The sequence below is a fragment of the Kushneria phyllosphaerae genome, from assembly GCF_900312995.1.
GTDB classification, from domain to species: domain Bacteria; phylum Pseudomonadota; class Gammaproteobacteria; order Pseudomonadales; family Halomonadaceae; genus Kushneria; species Kushneria phyllosphaerae.
Genome location: NZ_ONZI01000002.1, coordinates 418056 through 435692, shown reverse-complemented (window position 1 = coordinate 435692; position 17637 = coordinate 418056). Strand labels below are relative to the sequence as shown.

Here is a 17637-nt window from a genome sequence, read left to right as displayed (position 1 = left end):
TACCTGCCCTGAACGCCCGGCCATGCCGGGCGTTCTTGTATGTACCGGCTTATCGCTCGATCAGACGTGCATTGAACTCGATCGGTATAGTGTCATCAAGACGCTTATACCCCAGCAGCGATAAGACGGTCTGCGCATTGTCCAGCTTCATCAGCTGTTGGGTGTCCACACTGATCGGCTCGGCCAGCGTCAGGTGATAGTACTGCTGATCCAGTCGCTCAAGCGTTAAAGGCACCTGCTCGCTTCGTTCAAAGTGATTGCCACTGGCCGTAAGCGTCACGTTACGGGTGGTCGAATCCCCCGGCTGCAGATTACTCAGCCAGGCCGGATTAACCTTCGTTGACAGGGTCACCATGGCAGAATCGGATGAAAGCCCCGACAAAAGACCACCAAGACCACTCTGCTTGCCCAGCAGATCGGTCTGTTCAAGACGCAGCGGCATCTCGAAGCGCCCGTCATCATCAATGGTGCCCTGTAGATCCGAGACGTGATAAGTGCGTTCCATCGAGCCGCGCTGACCCTGGCCTGATACATGAGCGGTAATCTCACTGTCGCCAGGGACAAACTGCCAGGCTGCCTGTGCCTGAGTGGTCACCGCAAGCGTTACGCCTGCCACACCCAGCATCTTCCAAAAACGATCACGCATGCGCTCACTCCTTGTTAATTACAGCACTGGTCTCACAGCGATGCTTTGGGTATTATACGCAACCGCAATATCAGGGCCTATAGCTCAGTTGGTTAGAGCAGGGGACTCATAATCCCTTGGTCGTAGGTTCGAGTCCTACTGGGCCCACCAATCATTTCAATAGCTTACGCTATTTCTTGCCTGCCTCATCACCCTCATTTGTACCCGGTGTCAACGTTGTGTCAACGCCGCGTCTCGGTCCGAATTTCACTGCTTCCAGTAGGTGTTCCGGGGAGAGGTGAGCATAGCGCATGGTCATCTGAATGGTTTGATGGCCAAGTATCCGTTGCAGCGTCAGCAGATCGCCGCCGTTCATGATGAAGTGGCTGGCGAATGTGTGCCTTAAGACATGGGTTCTCTGACCCTTTGGCAAGACAATCGTTGTCCGGTTCAGTGCCAGGGTGAATGCCCGGTAGGCATCTGTCGGGAATATACGGCCAATCCTTGGTCCGTGTGCCTTGAGCTTCAGATAGAACTCGCTGTCTACCGGCACGGTTCGCTTGCGTCCGTTTTTTGTGTCGACATAGGTCACGGTGTTATTGCGCACGTACTCGGCGCGCAGCGACTGGGCCTCACCCCATCTTGCCCCAGGTATACAGGCACAGCTCTGCCATCAGCACCACATGACGGTGACGCGACTCGTGCAGCACGGCAAAACTATCAAAATTGACATGATGTCTGGCCGCTTATCTTCTTCGTTTTTCACAGCTTGACTCCACTTTCCTTTTCCCTTTAAGCGTTGCGCTAAGGCTGTCCCCAACCCCAGACAGCAGTAGAAGTGCGCGCCGCAAGTTTAAAATTGACATCTAAAGCGGACTTCAACGGCGATTCTGTGCTTGAAGATAAACCAGCGAGGTTTATGATTCATTTTGGAAACGGAATTTAAGGTCGCTTTCTCACGTGAAAATAAACCAGCTATTGCACAGGATTCCCTATGGCGCCGTGGTGACGACCGCATGGTTGGCGTCACACGGCGTCACTTCTGACCAAGCACGAAAACTAGCCAGTAGTGGCTGGCTGCAACGCGTGGGGCACGGCGCCTATTGCCAAGCGGGGGAGCCTCTTACCTGGGAGAGCGCTGTTTTCGCCTTACAGACGAGCGACGACACGGATTTGCCACCGCTTTGGCCGGGTGGCCAGACGGCCTTGGCACTGCATGGCTTCGCCCACTATCTGCCCATGGGGGAAAGCACGACGCACCTGTATGGCCATGAGGCCGTTCGGCTGCCTCGGTGGTTGAGTGATGCCGAGTGGGCAGGGCGGATGGTGCTCCAGTCTGAAAAGGGCCTGCCGGCGCAGCTTTCTGGCAGCTTCACGGGCTACGCACCAGATGGCAGGACCTTCAGTTTGCAGATATCGACCCCGGAGAGAGCAGTTTTGGAGTGGATTGTCGTGACGCCAAATGAGCTGCTGTTCAGCAGTGAGCTAGTGGATACCTTCGATGGGCTCAATACACTGCGTCCGCGCCGGCTGCAGGCATTGCTGGAGGGGTGTCGTTCTGTGAGAACGAAGCGTGCCTTCCTTGTGCTGGCTCGTCATGCTGGACATGCCTGGTATAGCCGTCTTGAACCAAACCAGCTGGACCTTGGCAAAGGAAAGCGGCAGCTCTGCCAGGGCGGCAAGCTGGACAGGGAATATCAGGTCACGGTACCGGAGGCATTCCTGCATGCCGGTTGACGCTCGCTACCACGAACAGGTCAGGCTGCTGGTCTCGCTGCTGCCTTTCCTCAACGACGAGCCGTGCTTTGCCCTGAAGGGCGGTACGGCCATCAACCTCTTCGTGCAGCCTTTACCTCGTTTATCTGTCGATATCGATCTTGCCTACCTGCCGCTGGAGCCCCGTGATGAAGCCCTGCAACGCTGTCGCGAAGCGCTGGGGCGATTGTCAGAAGCCTTTAATGCTCGGCTGCCAGGTGTGCGGGCCGAGCTTCAGGAGAATCGCCGAGACGAGCTGAGGATTTTGGTGCGCAGAGAGCGTAGCCAAGTAAAGGTGGAAGTGTCGCCGGTGCTGCGTGGCACCCTGCACCCGCCTCAGGAGCGCGATGTCGTTGGAGCCGTGGAAGATGATTACGGCTTTGCTGCAGTGCAGGTGGTGTCACTGCCGGACCTGTATGGCGGCAAAATATGCGCCGCGCTGGATCGCCAGCATCCTCGCGATCTCTTCGATGTAAAACTTCTGCTTGATCAGGGTGGCTTGGATCGAAGCGTATTCGAAGGGTTTTTGGTCTATCTGCTAGGCCACCCACGACCCTTGAATGAGGTGATCAATCCGCGATTCAAGCCACTTGAGGATGTCTATCGACAGGAATTTGTCGGGATGGCCGGGGCCGATATCCCGTTGCAGCAGTTGGAGGATGCCCGGCACGAACTTCTGACGCGGCTGAGCCAACTGATGACGGATGAAGATGTTCGCTTCCTTCTGTCCTTCAAGCAGGGGGCCCCTGACTGGAGCCTGCTGCCTCATAACGGCATTGATCGGCTACCTGCCGTGCGCTGGAAGCTCGCAAACATCCAAAAGATGCATCCAGACAAGCATCATGAGTCTCTGACGCTGCTAGAGGAGGCGCTAAGCAGATTTTGAAAGTAATGCCTACCATCAAAAAACGTGCCTTCTTAAGTAGGGTTCTCTTAATATCGCTAAAGCGCTAGCATGTTACACATGGTTACGGGGGGTTATTGTAACTTCATAGGTAGAAGGCTTGCTTATAAAGATGCCCCCCTGTGAAGAACATTAGCTCGGTAATTATTACTACTGTGCTGTGATTTGGGGATGGGATACATGTACCTTAAAAAGGTTGCGATACGAAACTTCCGTCGTTTAAAAGATATATCAATCGATTTTGAAGAAAAAGAAACTGTTTTTGTAGGGCCGAATAATAGTGGCAAGACATCCGCAACCGCAGCGATTAGGAGCTTCCTAAGCAATCGGGACTTCAAGGTTCACGATTTCTCGCTTTGCTCCCTAACAGCTATCAACGCATACGATCCAGATGCTCCTACAATTCACCCATGCATCCAGCTCGATCTTTGGTTTCACATTGACCCTGACGCGATCGAGTTTGGCACAGTTTTCGCGCTGGCAACTGACCTCACAGGCGACTTCACGGAAGTTGGTATCCGATGTTCCTTGGAAGCAGAGGATGCAGGTGAGCTTTGGACCAAGTATGATCAAGCATTCCCTGTTAGAGCAGACGGTCAACGCAAAAAGACCTTGGTAGATTTCCTATCTCTAGAAGGGAATCTCAATGCTTATTTTAAGACGAGATATTATTCCCTAAACAATAGTGACACGGGTATCGTTCCAACTCCGCTTGATCCCGGCGTGGGCAAGAAGACACTTCGCTCTTTGCTTCGTGTCGATTTTGTTGATGCGCAACGGAATATCGATGACGAAAATGCTTCTCGAAGTAACAAGCTCTCAGAAGCATTTGCAGCATACTATCAAAGGAATCTGCAAAAAGCTGAAGTCGCCGAGGGAGCGGTGGCAGTGATCGAAGAGAATAATCAGAATTTGACTGATCACTATCAACAACATTTTCAGCCCTTAATGGGGATCATTTCGGAATTGGGGTTGCCCTCGCACAATGATCGGGCAATGAAGGTTGTCTCGACACTTAGCTCCGAAGTTGCACTGCGAGGCAGTTCCGAGCTCTTTTATGTAGATGCTTCGTCCAGTCATGAATTGCCTGAGGCTTACAATGGTCTTGGCTTCAAAAATCTTGTTTTCATGGCAGTCCAAATCGACAATTTCTATAAACAATGGCTTACGACTGAAGAAAACCGGCCACTCTGTCAGGTGATCTTTGTCGAAGAACCAGAAGTTCATCTGCATGCGCAGGTGCAGCAAACATTTATTAAGCAGATGTGGAAAGTGGTCACTCAAGGCGCCGGTGACGACAAGCCGCTTCCACAACTTACTGTAACAACGCACTCGTCTCACGTTCTAGATGCGGTGGACTTTTCAAAAATTCGCTACTTCTGTCGCGTTGATTTGGATGATGGCGGCTCTGGGAATACATACCCAGGATCGATTGTAAGAAGCCTAAGAGAATTTCGGCCTGATGAAATAAATGTTGGCGATATTAATATCTCTTCAGATGAGGCATTAGCTTTTCTAAAAAAGTATCTACGGTTAACACATTGCGATCTATTTTTCGCTGACGCTGCCATTTTAGTTGAAGGGGCAGTTGAGAAATTGCTCTTACCGAAAATGATCGACCTGTCCGCTAATGGTTTAAATTCGAAGTATCTCACGATTTTAGAAGTCGGCGGCGCATACAGTATGCGGTTTTCTAAGTTGATTGATTTTTTGGGTATTCCGTATCTAATTATTACCGATATCGATTCTGTCGATCCGGCCGACAATAGAAAGGGATGTAAGGCAACCGATGCAGGAGCCGTTACTTCGAATGCTTCTATAAAGTATTTCTTCTCCGATAGCGATCTTGTCTCTGACTTGGCCACTAAAGCCAACGTGGATCATATCCAGGCTGACAATATGCGATTCGTCGCTTATCAGAAAAAATTAGAGATTGAATATGAGGGTGCAGTCCACAGCTTCCACGGTAGGACACTTGAAGAGACCTTTGTTTATGAAAACCATGAACTCTTCTCTAGTGAGGCGCTATCGATTGGTAAGGAAATACCTGCTGACGCTGCAGAGTTCCACGATGTTGTATGGGGACGGATAAAGAGTTCAACTTTTAAGAAGACAGAATTTGCGATGGATGTTCTGGCTTGGGAGTCAGGCGTTGAAGGCTCTGCGCCTTGGGTGGTACCAAAGTACATAGCGGACGGATTGCGCTGGCTAGAGAGCCGTGTAAACGACCAGCTGGTCGCAGGAGAATAGAATGTCTAATCTTAAGCCAACTGAAGCAGATAGCGAAATTGCAAGTTGTATTGATGGAAAAACATCTTTTGCGGTCATTGCCGGTGCTGGATCGGGTAAGACTACATCCTTGATTGAGGCCTTAAAAAAAATTCGGAAGACCCAAGGGCGTCAACTGAAAGAGTGTGGCCAGAAAGTGGTTTGTATTACCTATACCAATCGGGCCGTAGCGGTGATTTCATCACGTCTGAGGTTTGATGAGCTTTATTTTGTAACGACACTCCATGGGTTCCTCTGGGGAGAGGTTTCTAGGTTTCAAGCTCCTCTGAGAAAGGCGTTGGTCGAGCACATTATTCCTAGCCATATCAGTAAGGCTCAAAAAGCCGATAATGGAGGGTGCTCCCAAAGAGCGATAGCCGCGAGAAAAAAGGTTGAACGTTTACAATCTGAGCTCGCGGCACTTATCGAGAACAGTCCACCCGTGAATTACGCAGAAACAACAGCAAGCGATTATTCGAAATGCTTACTTAATCACGATGACGTCATAGATGTGGCTTCGCACTTAATCTCAACGAAACCAATGCTTCAAAAAGGTCTCGGCTTCAAGTACCCCTACATTTTCGTTGATGAAGCACAAGACACCTTTCCGCAGGTAATGACTGCGCTAAATTCTGTTTGCGCTTTGGAAGGGCTCCCAATCATAGGGTATTTTGGCGACCCCATGCAGCAGATTTACGACAAGCGCGCGGGGGATTTCGCTGGGCCTGAAGGATCAGTGCCTATTACTAAGCGAGAGAATTTCCGCTGTTCTATCTCCGTCATTAACCTACTTAATAAGTTTAGGGACGATGTCGAGCAGTTTCCTGCGGGTAAGAACGTGGACGTCGAGGGTAGTGTTGAAATCACTATCGCTCGGGCCCCGAATCCTGAGGGGAGCAGAAGAACATACACGCCAGAGCAGCTTGATCATGTGTCCAGCATATTTCATCAAGCGCTGGAAGATTGGGAGTGGGATAACGATCCGACTGTGAAAAAGCTGTTCTTGGCAAGGCAAATGATTGCAAGACGTCTGAATTTCTCAAAACTTCATCGACTGTTCACTGGCATTTACTCATCATCTAGGTCCCAATCCGAATACGAAGACGGGACACACTATCTTCTGAAGCCTTTTTTGAAAGTAATTTACCCTTTGGTTTCTGCCTCGATCAAGGGTGATTCGAAGCGCGTTCTAGATGTCTTACGTCACGAAAGTCCCGCATTCTCATCAAATGGCCCGAACAAGGGGAAGTCGCTCAAAAAAATGCTCAACCGGGCCGGCGAGGTTTCTCGGCAACTGTCTGACTTGTGGGGTGTTGCGACAATTAAAGAAATTATTAAGTACTGCGAGAGCGACGACTTGCTTTCGATTTCGGATCGCCTTTCTTCACAGCTAGGGCGTGATGCGCGCGATGATTTTGACCCGGAGAATGAGGACCATCAGCGAGACAAAGGAGACTGGTTGGCCGATGAGTTTTTTAAGATGGGTTGTAGCGAAATCGCTCCTTATGCGGACTTTCTTGATGAAAACTCCCCGTTCAGTACTCAGCATGGTTCTAAGGGCGAAGAATATCCGAAGGTGCTGGTGATGATCGATGATGTCGAAGCCTCTTGGAATACGTACAGCTTTGGGAAGATACTTACACCTGGAACTGTCGGGAATCCAACCGAACGTCAAGCCGAGCTTACCCGAAAACTTGCTTATGTTTGCTTTTCGCGGGCTGAAATAGATTTACGCATCCTCTTTTTTTCTCTTGATCCAGAGAAGGCCGGATGTGAGCTGATCAACAAAGGCTTATTCACAAAGGAACAAATTTCTTACATTTAACAGTCCGAGCAAAACTAAGATGTTCACGCCGCTGGACGTTTTGCCCGTGTAACTGAAGGTGTTTTACACTCCAAGCTATATTCGAGAAAAGAGGGGAGCTTTAAACAGTACATCAGTAGTACACATACTAGCTTCGCGTGCCATCCTCAACTTTCGCTAAACTACTGATTATAAAGAACTTTACCTTTCGCTTGATTACGTTAGCTTTTCCTTGTGCATCAGTGGTTTATTGTTTTAAAAGCCAACTCATAATCCCTTGGTCGCAGGTTCGAGTCCTGCTGGGCCCACCAATAAAATCAGTACGTTAAAGCCAACCTTGTTGATCTCTAAATACGCTCTCTGGATTTGGGAAGCATATAGGAAGCATGGTGAAAACGTTTCTACTTTGATCCCTGTCCAGCAGTTCGGATTCCCTTCGATACATCTCTTTGTTTAGTTAACTGACTTGAGTGGCATGCTCAAGCCATTGATACTTCTTTTCGCATTTTTGGCATCTTTTCGGCAGCTCTGTGTGGCTTTGGCGCATAACGTCGGATCTGAGTTTATTCACCCCATGCTGACGATTCATACCCCCTTTCAAAATGTCTGCTATAAAAAAGCTGACTTTTTAAAGTACTACTCTTTAGGTTTTAAACCAATCCCAGAGCCCGGTGGAATAGCCGCTGAATAAATCAATACCCAGTGCAGACTTGAGTAAATACAAAACAATCACAATAAAGCAGGTCAAAAATATAACGGTCAGTGCGATAAGCAGAAGCATTGAGAATACAGCAATATATTGTTCCGTGGCATTTAAAGTACGGCGGTTTTTACCCATTAAAAAGACCAGATAAAAACTGAACGGGACAAAAGGTAGCTTAATGGTAGTGCGTACGTCGATTGCGTGTACGCGACCTCCACGGGCCCCGACTATCGATGCCAGCGCGATGAGCTGCTCAGTGGTAAAGCTGTTTGCGATAGACGGCGATAATCGCTTTAACAGCGCCTGCATTGCCGGGTCGGATGTAGGGTGGCTGTTTTTGCTCATGGATCATTTTCCTTCACTTCATGGTGATAGACAGGTAGGTAGACAAGCGTTGGCGAACTACCGCCAAACCGTTCAACTCAGATGGTAGCCAGCGCCAACGGAGTCTTCCACAACATAGCCAAGCTAAAGATTCGTATTTTTGGTAGGTGCATATATTCCCTTTGCCCCAGCGCTTAATGCCTTGTAATCAATAAAAAGATAGAAATGCTGCTTTCCCCAGCCTTGTGTCCTGATCATCTAAAGCCTCTCAGTTAATGAATGTGCGCTCGATAGCCTGGCTTTTAATCATTAGCTTTCCCCCTTCTGTTATCGGTCAAGATAGTTGGCGTCCATTCAATCGCTTTAATTGCAGCTGGTGCAGGGGTTTTTGTCTCAACCAATGAGATCGGCCATGTGCTCGTACTCTTCAAGGCCAAACGGGAAGCCATAGCCTTCGCTCTGCCAGTAGGGTGGGGCGAGGTAGAACACACGATCATACGATTGAGGCCTGGTAGTGGTGGCGGTGCCGAAGGATTGTCCTTCAATCCGGGCGCCGAAAGCGTTCTGCTGCAGATAATACAAGCGGGCGGCCCGCTGAATATCGGTTAGCTTTTCGACGCGGTTCATCTTCAGCCACTCGAATACCTGATGCGAGCTGAGCGCCCACTTGAACTGGCGTACGAAATTTTCGAGGTGATTCTGGACTACGCGATACAGGTTGACCAGATCGCCGTTGATGTCATTCAGCACCTCGACCTGCGCTGGCTGTGAGCGACGGAAGTAGAGCGCTGCGCCGCCGGCGAACGGCTTGACGTAGCAGTCATGTGCTGGCATCAGCGGGAAGATTTTATCGGCGAGTCGGCGCTTGCCGCCTATCCACGGGACGATTGGTTGAGCCACGAGTTTGTCCCCTGTTTGGCATGGAGCTTGCGGTCGAGAGGTCACTGGTGCCCGGGCTGAATCGTTGTGGAAGCTTGCTGATAGCGCTTCAGAGGGCTGCTCGGCGGATAATGGCTTTTGAATATGCCATTACCCGCCTGCTTTCGGAAAATCAGGCTTTACTGGAGCGCATAGGCAAACCCGCCCTGTTCATCAAGCGTGATATCGAGGCGTTCGATGGCTTCACCGCGCGCCATACGATCCAGCACCTGCGCTGAGAGCGAGGGCATGAGTGATCCGGAAAGAATGTTGTCAATGCTGCGGGCGCCGCTGTCGGTGTCGGTGCAGCGCTCTGCAATGGCTTCGATAATGTTCGGGTCATAGACCAGCGTTGCACGATGGTTGTACTCGAAACGGCTTTTGATGCGCTCAAGCTTGAGGCGCACGATGTTGGCCAGAATTTCCTTTTGAACCGGGTAGTAGGGAATGATGTTGAGCCGTCCCAGAAAGGCCGGTTTGAAGACCGTGTTGAGCTGGTCACGCAGGCCGTTGACGATATCATCTGGTGCCGGCAGGGTCTCGGCCCCCAGACAGCGCCGCATGATCTCCTCGGTGCCGACATTGGAAGTCAAAAGAATAACCGTATTGCGGAAGTTGATCTCGCGGCCTTCACCGTCATCGAGTACGCCCTTATCGAAGACTTGGAAAAAGAGCTCCAGCACATCCGGATGTGCCTTTTCGACCTCATCAAGGAGCACGACGCTATAGGGCTTGCGTCTGACGGCCTCGGTCAGCACGCCACCCTCGCCGTAACCCACGTACCCCGGCGGAGAGCCCTTGAGACTCGAGACCGTGTGGGCTTCCTGGTATTCCGACATGTTGATGGTGATGACATTGCGTTCACCGCCATAGAGCGTATCAGCCAGCGACAGGGCGGTTTCGGTCTTGCCCACGCCACTGGGGCCGAGCAGCAAAAAGACACCGATCGGTTTGTTGGGATCTTCCATACGGGCGCGTGAAATGGCGATACGCTTGCCGATTTCAGCCAGTGCGTGATCCTGCCCCAGAACCCGCTCGCCCAGCAGTCCGGGAAGCTGCTGAACCGTAGTGATCTCGTCGCGCACCATTTTGCCCAGCGGGATGCCGGTCCAGCCGGAAATGACTTCACCGATCACATTGCCATCGACATGACCATGTACCAGCGACGCCGTCTCCTGAGCCTGTGAGAGCTCGCGACGGATATCACCGATCTGGCGGCCAAGTGTCTCAAGATCTATTTTTGAGTCGTCTTCATTATCTTCTGCCGCTGCCGCTGCCGCTGCCGCCGTATTGCTGATCAGCTCGTTGCGGCGGGCTTCCAGCGCTTTTAGCCGTTTGACAATGTCCATTTCGCACTGCCAGCGGGATTCGAGCGACTCGATCTCCTGGTGGGTGAACTCGAGTGTCTCGTTGAGTGCCGCCAGGGCGTCACTGTGATCACTGCCTTCGAACTGCTCACGTTCGAGCACCTGAATTTCGGTTTGAAGATTATCAACACGGCGATGGGCGTCTTCCAGCGCGGCAGGCTGGGAAGACTGAGCCAGCGCTACGCGGGCGCAGGCGGTATCCAGCACGCTGACAGCCTTGTCAGGCAGCTGCCGGCCGGTGATATAACGATGAGACAGCCGAACGGCCTGAACGATGGCGTCGTCCATGATGGTCACGCCGTGATGGTCCTGCATGCGGCTGGCCAGACCACGCAGCATGTTGATGGCCACCGGCTCTTCGGGCTCTTCAACCTTGACAACCTGAAAGCGTCGAGCGAGGGCGGCATCCTTTTCAAAGTATTTTTTATACTCCGCCCAGGTCGTGGCCGCGATGGTTCGAAGCTCGCCGCGGGCCAGTGCCGGCTTGAGCAGATTGGCCGCATCGCCCTGGCCAGCCTGCCCCCCGGTGCCGATCAGCGTATGGGCTTCATCGATGAACAAAATGATTGGCTGGAGACTTTTGCGCGTCTCTTCGATCACGTTTTTGAGACGGTTTTCGAACTCGCCCTTGACGCCGGCACCGGCCTGTAAAAGGCCGAGATCAAGCGTGCGCAGTTCGACATTTTTTAACGGTGGCGGCACGTCACCGTTAACGATGCGAAGGGCCAGGCCCTCGACCACGGCCGTTTTCCCCACGCCGGCTTCGCCGGTGAGAATCGGATTGTTCTGGCGCCGACGAGTCAGAATATCGACCATCTGACGCACTTCCTGCTCTCGCCCCAGTACCGGGTCGATGCGTCCGGCCCGGGCATTGCCTGTCAGGTCAATGGTGTATTGGTCGAGCGCCGGGGTTTTTGGGCTTCGAGCACTGCCGGCAGCGCTTTGGGCGCTTTTTGGGCCAGAAGGGTCGGCTGAGGCTGGGTGGGCATGAGGGTCCTCGCCGCTGCCGGCGACCAGGTCACTGAAATGAGCCTGCAGGTCATCAACATTGATGCGTTCAAGTGCTCGCGCGCCATCCATCACGACGCGGCGCAGTTCGTCATCCTTCAAAAGCGCCAGCAACAGGTGGCCGCTTCGAATCAGGTCGACGCCCTGGTCAATGGAGGCAATGACCCATGCACGTTCGATCAGTTTCGTAATGCGCGGTGATAGGGCAGGCGTGCGCGTGTTGCCGGTCTTGAAAGTCGCAATGGTCTCTTCAAGCTGACCGGCCAGACGATCAAGTGCCACGTCATAGTGGCGTGCAATGCGCAGCACGTCATTGTCGTCGCTATCGAGCAGCTTGAGCAGCAGGTGCTCAATATCAACGTCGTACTGACGTTCGGCCAGACAGAGTGCTGCCGCTCCCTCGGTGGCAGTGCGGCTGGGTTCATTGAGCTTGTCGAACAGGGATTTGAGACTCACGCCGTGGCTCCATCGTAGAAAATATCAAAGATTGCATGACCGTGTGATCGGGGCGGGCGACTGCCTGACGTCAACCATCCCAGCTGCCCTAGGCAAGCGTTACCGTTTGCGCCGAGCTGCGGCTCTGGAATGGCACTGCGGTCAAGGATCAGCTCAATCTGGAAATCCAGTTCGATGCCGACATAAAAACGCGCCATGCGTACCAGCCTGCGATACTGCTCGGTGCCTGGCAGCAACGCCTTATAGGCCTCAAGGGTGAGTGGTCCGAAGGTGATGCGAAAGGTGGACTGGTAGTCACGTACCCGGGTACCCGCGATGGCACTTTCCCCCAGCGTCGCATTGGACTGACCCAGGCAGGTGTACTGATCGCGCGCCAGTGTGATCCAGCGTCCGGAAAAGGAGTCGACCCTGCAGGGCTGGCGGAAAGTATATTCCAGCATTGCCTGCAGGTTGCCGGCATTGCGGGGTCGCTGCGTCCAGAGCCCCGAGAACCAGTCAAACAGCTCACGGCGCAGCGCTGCCGGATCGTCATCGGCAAACGTTCTGGTCATGGTGTTTCGGGTCAGGCCGGTCAGATGCAGCAGGGCATCTTCAAAGGCGGCGCTGCCCTTGCGCTCGTACTCGATATGAAAGCGATACTTCTGCCATGCCTCGTAGAACAGCGCCGTCATGCGATGCGAGAAAAAGTCCATGAACGCGTGGGCCGCATCGTCACGTTTTTCCATGTGGCGATTGATCAAAAGTTCGGTATAAGGGCGAGGCAGCACGCCCGAAGGACCGACCAGCCCCATGAACGTCACCTGAACCTCGCTGAGCGGGGCATCGCCGGCAGGTCCTGACGGTACGCTTTCAAAACGCAGATCGCTGATCTCGCTGGGTGGGAAATTCAGCGAGAGCAGGCTACGAAACCGCAAGGGATCCTGATGCGGCCGATTCTCGGGGTCGATGCGCCCATTGCGGCTGTAGTGAAGACGCAGCAGTCGCACCAGCTGAAAAAAACCGAAGCGCCAGGGCTCCGCGCGCGCTTGGTCGATCAGACCAGGGGCTGAGTACCGGTTCTTGGAGGCCATTGGGCTACTCGCTGTTCGCGCTGGTGCGAGCGCAGGGTCAATTGGGTGAAGCTGTTCAGGGAGCAGTACAGGCCGAAAAAGTGATCCAGCACCATGGCAAAGAGATAGATGCCGCTGCCGGTGAACTGACTTTCATCCAGTGTCAGTGTGATGCCGGTGCCGCGCACGAAAGAGGGCCGTGGATGACCGATACGCGTCATGACCGGGGCACTCTCTACGGCGGTAATGCCATTGATCTGCTTGCGGGTGGCTGACGTCTCGCGGTAGTTGTACAGCGACAAAAGCTCCATTAGAGCTTCGCGTCCGTCATTAACCAGCGACATATGGTTGAGTGACAGATGCGAAACCAGACGCCAGATTCGTCCCTTGCCCAGCGGCGGGCGCACCGGTGTCGTTGGTTTTCTCAAACCGCGGATGCGCTGTACGACCTGCTCCTGCTCCATGGTGAAATCTCCCTGCGGATGACCGATGGTCATCAATCCCGGGAGATCACGGTTGCTGCAGGTCAGACGCAGACTCAGGGTGTCGCTGCTGCTTTCCAGAAGCTCCAGTTCGCGGTCGACGATTCGCAGTCGCATGTCGGTGCCCGGATCGCGACCGTTGGCGGCGGCGACGCGCCGGCCGATCCAGTAGCTCTGGTGTTTGCCATGATCGCTGTCGCGGGGCTCGAAAAAGGGTAAACAGGGCGTCACCTCATCGCGAGTCGCGCTGCGGATCACGCGGGTCACCTCATCAATGGACACGATTTCCGTTGAGCTCGCGTGGCGCACATCGGGAACTACCGGATATTCATGCCGGGTATGGGTCAGACGAACGGGTTCGGCCTGCTGGCTGAAGAGGTTGACGATCGGAGTGCAGCCCAGGCGGAAGTTATGCCGGCCAAGCGTCTGCTCCAGGCGTGCCAGCTGGTCTGCCTGGTCATATTGATGAAACGAAATGTTGATCTGAAGGGCGGTTATGGGACGATCACGCAGTCGCCGGGCCATGCCATTGAGATCGAAAAAGAGAAACTTCTCGGGGAATACGAAGTATTCATGCAGTAGCCGATAACCCATGAAGGAGCGTGATGAATAATCGATCAGACCTTCTTCGGCGCTGAAACCGACCGGGGTAATGGCACCGTGATCAAGTGCCATCTCGCGGCGCTGGCCATTGTCGATAAAACTCAGACTGACCCGTGCAACGTTATTGAACAAAAGCTCATGCAGCGTGTGCATCAGGCCGCCTTCACCATCCAGGAAAAAGCGCAGCCGATCGACTTCCATCTGGGCGAAATCGGTACTGCCAAGACTTTCCAGAGAGAGGCTCAGGCGTGCCACGTGCTCATTGCCGTGGGCATTGAAAGCCGAGCGCTCCAGCCTTTTCATGCTGGCATCCGTGACGGCGATGGGCCAGACATCGACGGGATAGCAGGTGCGAAAACGGCAGAAGGTATCGCCCACCGGACGCGAGTGCAGAAGGCTGTGGCGCGGGACATGGTAGCGCCCGATCAGCGATGTCTGCTTGCCCGGCTCGAACTCGACAATCGACATCGATGGCGTGGGGCGAAGATAGTGGGGATAGAGCACGTCCAGAAAGGACTCGACGATTTCGGGAAAGTCGTCATCGAGCTTTTTGTGTACGCGCGCACTTAAAAAGGCAAAGGACTCGATCATGCGCTCGGCATGCGGGTCTTCGCAGTGATCCCCCTCCAGCAGCAGGCGGGAGGCGATCTTTGGGTAACGTCCAGCAAACTCCTGACCCAGAAAGCGCAGGTGCGAGAGTTCCTTTTCGTAGTAGGGAAGCAGATCGTCGAGCATCAGGTCAGATTCGATACCTTGTATTGACGGGTGGTCACCTGAAGCACGGCATCAAAGGCAACCCGCTGTGAGACTTCGCTCAGTGACAGGACGGCTTCAACACGAAACTGCAATACGCGCTCGTGATGCTCCTGATTGAGCAGGCGTACCCTGACGCTGCTGAAACGTCGATCTCCATGTTCAATGGTGCGCTCAAGCTGGCGCTGAATCAGGCGTCGGTCCTCGCTGCTGTGTAGCCCTCGGCTGATAAAGTCAGGCAGGCCATAATCGAGCAGAGTGCCCTGAAGGGCAGGCCAGTCATCCAGTTCGCGGGCCAGGAGCTCGCGACGAGTGTTGACCAGCAGCTCAAGGTCACGCACGACGCTTGCCTTGTATTCGTTCAGCGAGCACAGGTGCCCCGGCCGCGATTCACTCGATCGTGCAGGCTCGTCGTCGAGCAGTCGATCCAGCAGGGTCGGCACCATTTGCAGGGTGTCACTCATGAAGGGCGCGCTCCTTCAGTACGGTGGCTATCAGGCAGGCATCGAGAGAGGCTCCCGATGCCTTTTCATTTATTCCTGACTATGAGCCGCGTGTGGACTGCGGTAGCTCCGAGACCAATCGCAGCGACGCGGTCAGCTCATCAAGCTGATAGTGCGGGCGCAGGAAGGTGACGGCCTTGTAGGCGCCGGGCTTGCCGGGCACCTCGGCGACTTCGACGCGTGCTTCGCGCAACGGATACTGCGCCTTGGCTTCCTGACCGGCGTTGTCATCGAGCAGCACGTATTGCGACAGCCATTCATTGAGGTAGTCCTCGACGCTCTGGCGTGATGCAAAGCTGCCGACCTTGTCGCGCATGATCGCTTTCATGAAGTGGGCGATGCGTGACGTGGCAAAGATGTACTGCAGCTGCGAAGACAGCCGGGCGTTGGCATTGGCCACGTCCGTGTTGTAGTGCTTGGGCAGCTGTGCTGATTGTGTACCGAAAAAGGCGGCATAGTCGGTGCCCTTGCAGTGCACCAGGGGAATGAAGCCCAGATCCGATAGCTCCTTCTCGCGACGATCGGTGATCGAGATTTCGGTCGGACACTTGAGCGCCACTTCACCATCGTCAGTCTGGAAGGTGTGTGTCGGAAGATCCTCGACCAGACCGCCACCTTCGACGCCACGAATGGCCACACACCAGCCATATTTCGAAAAGGCGTCATTGACGCGCGCACCCATGGTGTATGCCGCGTTCATCCACAGATAACGGTTGTGATCACGTCCATCGACGTTTTCGGTGAAGTTGAATTCCTCGACCGGTGTGGTCTCCTCACCGTAGGGCAGTCGACCCAGTACATGCGGCAGGGTCAAACCCACATAGCGGGCGTCTTCGGAGTTACGAAACGATTTCCACTTGGCATATTCGACGGTGTCGAAGATCTTTGACAGGTCGCGGGGCCCGGACATGTCGGTAAAGGAATCCCAGCCAAAGAGTTCGGATGAGGCCGAGGAGATGAACGGTGCATGCGCCGCGGCGGCCACGTGAGAAACCTGCTCGAGCAGGTACATGTCCTGAGGATGGCGGCCAAACTCGTAATCCCCGATCAGCATCCCGTAGGGCGCGCCGCCGAAGGTGCCATATTCTTCTTCATAAACCTTCTTGAACAGCGCGCTCTGATCAAATTCAGAGGCTGACTTCAAGTCCTTGACCAGATCCTTTTTCGACGCATTCAGCACATGAATTTTCATGTTGGTGCTGGTTTCGGTCTGATCGGTCAGGTACTTGAGCCCGCGCCATGAGGATTCAAGCTGCTGGAACTCGCCGGCGTGCATGATCTCGTTGAGCTGCTCGGATAAAAGCGAGTCGATTTCGGCAATTCGTGAGTCGAGTACGGCGATCAAATCCTTGCTGGGCGTGACTTCGCCATCAAGTACCTGATGAACCAGCTCGTCGATCAAGTCGCGCGTACGGCTGCGCTCGGACTCTGAACGAGCCACACGGCTTTCTGAGATAATGTTGTCAAGCAGCGACGATTCGGGGGCGAAAACGTCGTGGGCCTCGCCCTGGGTCTGCTGGTCAGTCTGATTCTCGGCCATGATTGCTCCTGTTATTCCTTGTCTTTCTGCGGGCTGGTGGCGGCCGCTTCACGGCCAAGCTCTTCGCCAAGCGTCTTGAGCTTGTCAGTGTTTTGCAAAACATCCATCAAGAGCTCTTCCAGCCGGTCGTTGCCTCCCATCTTGTTGCGAAGGTCTGCCAGCTTGCTGCGGACTTCCAGCAGCTTGCGCAGCGGTTCGACCTGACGCACCACTTCCTGCGGCTCGAAATCTTCCATACGGTTGAAATTGAGCTCTACCGGCAGTTGGGTCCCGTCATTGGTCAGGGTGTTATCGACCCGATAGTTCAGACGCGGCTTGATGCCCTTCATGACATTATCGAAGTTGTCACGATCAATATTGACGAACTTGCGATCCTTGAGCCGCGGTAGCGGTTCGAGGGGATTGCCGGAGTAGTCACCCATGACGCCGACCACGAACGGCAGCTCCTTCTTTTCGGTGCTCTCGCCGATTTCGACGTCGTAGGTCAGGTGAACCCGGGGGGCGCGCACGCGTGAAAGCTTGTGCTGAGTACTATCGTTTCTGGCCATGAAAGGGGTCCTCTCTCGTTATGGCAA

Annotated in this window: 14 protein-coding genes and 1 tRNA gene; 5 read left to right on the top strand and 10 right to left on the bottom strand. The window is 53.8% G+C overall.

All coding sequences use genetic code 11. The annotated features are described in order from the left end of the window. Positions 1-49: 49 nt before the first annotated feature. A complete protein-coding gene (locus KSP9073_RS07880) occupies positions 50-646 on the bottom strand; it encodes a hypothetical protein (RefSeq protein ID WP_108842429.1) in 597 nt (198 codons plus the stop codon). A 73-nt stretch (positions 647-719) separates the two neighbouring features. Here KSP9073_RS07880 and KSP9073_RS07875 point away from each other — a divergent pair. Continuing rightward, positions 720-796: transfer RNA gene (locus tag KSP9073_RS07875), tRNA-Ile, on the top strand. A gap of 19 nt (positions 797-815) precedes the next feature. On the opposite strand, the gene KSP9073_RS07870 is transcribed toward KSP9073_RS07875, so the two are convergent. Further along, positions 816-1232, bottom strand: a complete 417-nt coding sequence (locus tag KSP9073_RS07870) for a tyrosine-type recombinase/integrase (RefSeq protein ID WP_243409166.1) — start codon at positions 1230-1232, stop codon at positions 816-818. Between the two features lie 353 nt (positions 1233-1585). Between KSP9073_RS07870 and KSP9073_RS07865 the strand changes: the two genes are divergently transcribed. From KSP9073_RS07865 to KSP9073_RS07850, 4 genes are all read left to right on the top strand, one after another. Next, on the top strand, positions 1586-2362 hold the full coding sequence (locus tag KSP9073_RS07865) for a type IV toxin-antitoxin system AbiEi family antitoxin domain-containing protein (protein ID WP_108842427.1): 777 nt from the start codon (positions 1586-1588) through the stop codon (positions 2360-2362). Continuing rightward, positions 2352-3266: a nucleotidyl transferase AbiEii/AbiGii toxin family protein gene (locus KSP9073_RS07860; RefSeq protein WP_108842426.1), complete on the top strand. Its 915-nt coding sequence runs from the start codon at positions 2352-2354 to the stop codon at positions 3264-3266. Before KSP9073_RS07865 ends, KSP9073_RS07860 begins: the two co-directional genes overlap by 11 nt. A 198-nt stretch (positions 3267-3464) precedes the next feature. Beyond that, positions 3465-5534, top strand: coding sequence for an ATP-dependent nuclease (locus tag KSP9073_RS07855; RefSeq protein WP_108842425.1), 2070 nt, complete (start codon positions 3465-3467; stop codon positions 5532-5534). A 1-nt stretch (position 5535) separates the two neighbouring features. Continuing rightward, positions 5536-7377, top strand: a complete 1842-nt coding sequence (locus KSP9073_RS07850) for a UvrD-helicase domain-containing protein (protein ID WP_108842424.1) — start codon at positions 5536-5538, stop codon at positions 7375-7377. Positions 7378-7999: 622 nt separating this feature from the next. Here the strand turns inward: KSP9073_RS07850 and KSP9073_RS07845 are convergent. From KSP9073_RS07845 to tssB, 8 genes are all read right to left on the bottom strand, one after another. After that, entirely contained in the window at positions 8000-8404 is a 405-nt protein-coding gene (locus tag KSP9073_RS07845) for a 3-phosphoshikimate 1-carboxyvinyltransferase (protein ID WP_133241007.1), read from the bottom strand. Between the two features lie 372 nt (positions 8405-8776). After that, a complete protein-coding gene (locus tag KSP9073_RS07840; RefSeq protein WP_108842422.1) occupies positions 8777-9283 on the bottom strand; it encodes a DNA adenine methylase in 507 nt (168 codons plus the stop codon). Positions 9284-9441: 158 nt separating this feature from the next. After that, complete coding sequence (gene tssH / locus KSP9073_RS07835) at positions 9442-12132, bottom strand: type VI secretion system ATPase TssH (protein WP_108842421.1); 2691 nt, start codon at positions 12130-12132, stop codon at positions 9442-9444. Beyond that, complete coding sequence (gene tssG, locus KSP9073_RS07830; RefSeq protein WP_108842420.1) at positions 12129-13202, bottom strand: type VI secretion system baseplate subunit TssG; 1074 nt, start codon at positions 13200-13202, stop codon at positions 12129-12131. The genes tssH and tssG overlap by 4 nt, the downstream gene beginning before the upstream one ends. Continuing rightward, positions 13166-15001, bottom strand: coding sequence for a type VI secretion system baseplate subunit TssF (tssF, locus tag KSP9073_RS07825; RefSeq protein WP_108842419.1), 1836 nt, complete (start codon positions 14999-15001; stop codon positions 13166-13168). Before tssF ends, tssG begins: the two co-directional genes overlap by 37 nt. Further along, positions 15001-15483 (bottom strand): type VI secretion system baseplate subunit TssE, encoded by a 483-nt coding sequence (gene tssE / locus KSP9073_RS07820; RefSeq protein WP_108842418.1) that lies wholly within the window; start codon positions 15481-15483, stop codon positions 15001-15003. The genes tssF and tssE overlap by 1 nt, the downstream gene beginning before the upstream one ends. Before the next feature lie 79 nt (positions 15484-15562). Then, on the bottom strand, positions 15563-17062 hold the full coding sequence (tssC, locus tag KSP9073_RS07815; protein WP_108842417.1) for a type VI secretion system contractile sheath large subunit: 1500 nt from the start codon (positions 17060-17062) through the stop codon (positions 15563-15565). 11 nt (positions 17063-17073) lie between these two features. Beyond that, a complete protein-coding gene (gene tssB, locus KSP9073_RS07810) occupies positions 17074-17610 on the bottom strand; it encodes a type VI secretion system contractile sheath small subunit (RefSeq protein ID WP_108842416.1) in 537 nt (178 codons plus the stop codon). Positions 17611-17637 lie beyond the last annotated feature (27 nt).

What these genes read in the sequence shown, in the direction of transcription:
- KSP9073_RS07880 (WP_108842429.1), bottom strand. Translation starts at nt 646, where the DNA reads ATGCGTGATCGTTTTTGGAAGATGCTGGGTGTGGCAGGCGTAACGCTT.
- KSP9073_RS07860 (WP_108842426.1), top strand. Translation starts at nt 2,352, where the DNA reads ATGCCGGTTGACGCTCGCTACCACGAACAGGTCAGGCTGCTGGTCTCG.
- KSP9073_RS07855 (WP_108842425.1), top strand. Translation starts at nt 3,465, where the DNA reads ATGTACCTTAAAAAGGTTGCGATACGAAACTTCCGTCGTTTAAAAGAT.
- KSP9073_RS07850 (WP_108842424.1), top strand. Translation starts at nt 5,536, where the DNA reads ATGTCTAATCTTAAGCCAACTGAAGCAGATAGCGAAATTGCAAGTTGT.
- KSP9073_RS07845 (WP_133241007.1), bottom strand. Translation starts at nt 8,404, where the DNA reads ATGAGCAAAAACAGCCACCCTACATCCGACCCGGCAATGCAGGCGCTG.
- tssG (WP_108842420.1), bottom strand. Translation starts at nt 13,202, where the DNA reads ATGGCCTCCAAGAACCGGTACTCAGCCCCTGGTCTGATCGACCAAGCG.
- tssF (WP_108842419.1), bottom strand. Translation starts at nt 15,001, where the DNA reads ATGCTCGACGATCTGCTTCCCTACTACGAAAAGGAACTCTCGCACCTG.
- tssE (WP_108842418.1), bottom strand. Translation starts at nt 15,483, where the DNA reads ATGAGTGACACCCTGCAAATGGTGCCGACCCTGCTGGATCGACTGCTC.
- tssC (WP_108842417.1), bottom strand. Translation starts at nt 17,062, where the DNA reads ATGGCCGAGAATCAGACTGACCAGCAGACCCAGGGCGAGGCCCACGAC.
- tssB (WP_108842416.1), bottom strand. Translation starts at nt 17,610, where the DNA reads ATGGCCAGAAACGATAGTACTCAGCACAAGCTTTCACGCGTGCGCGCC.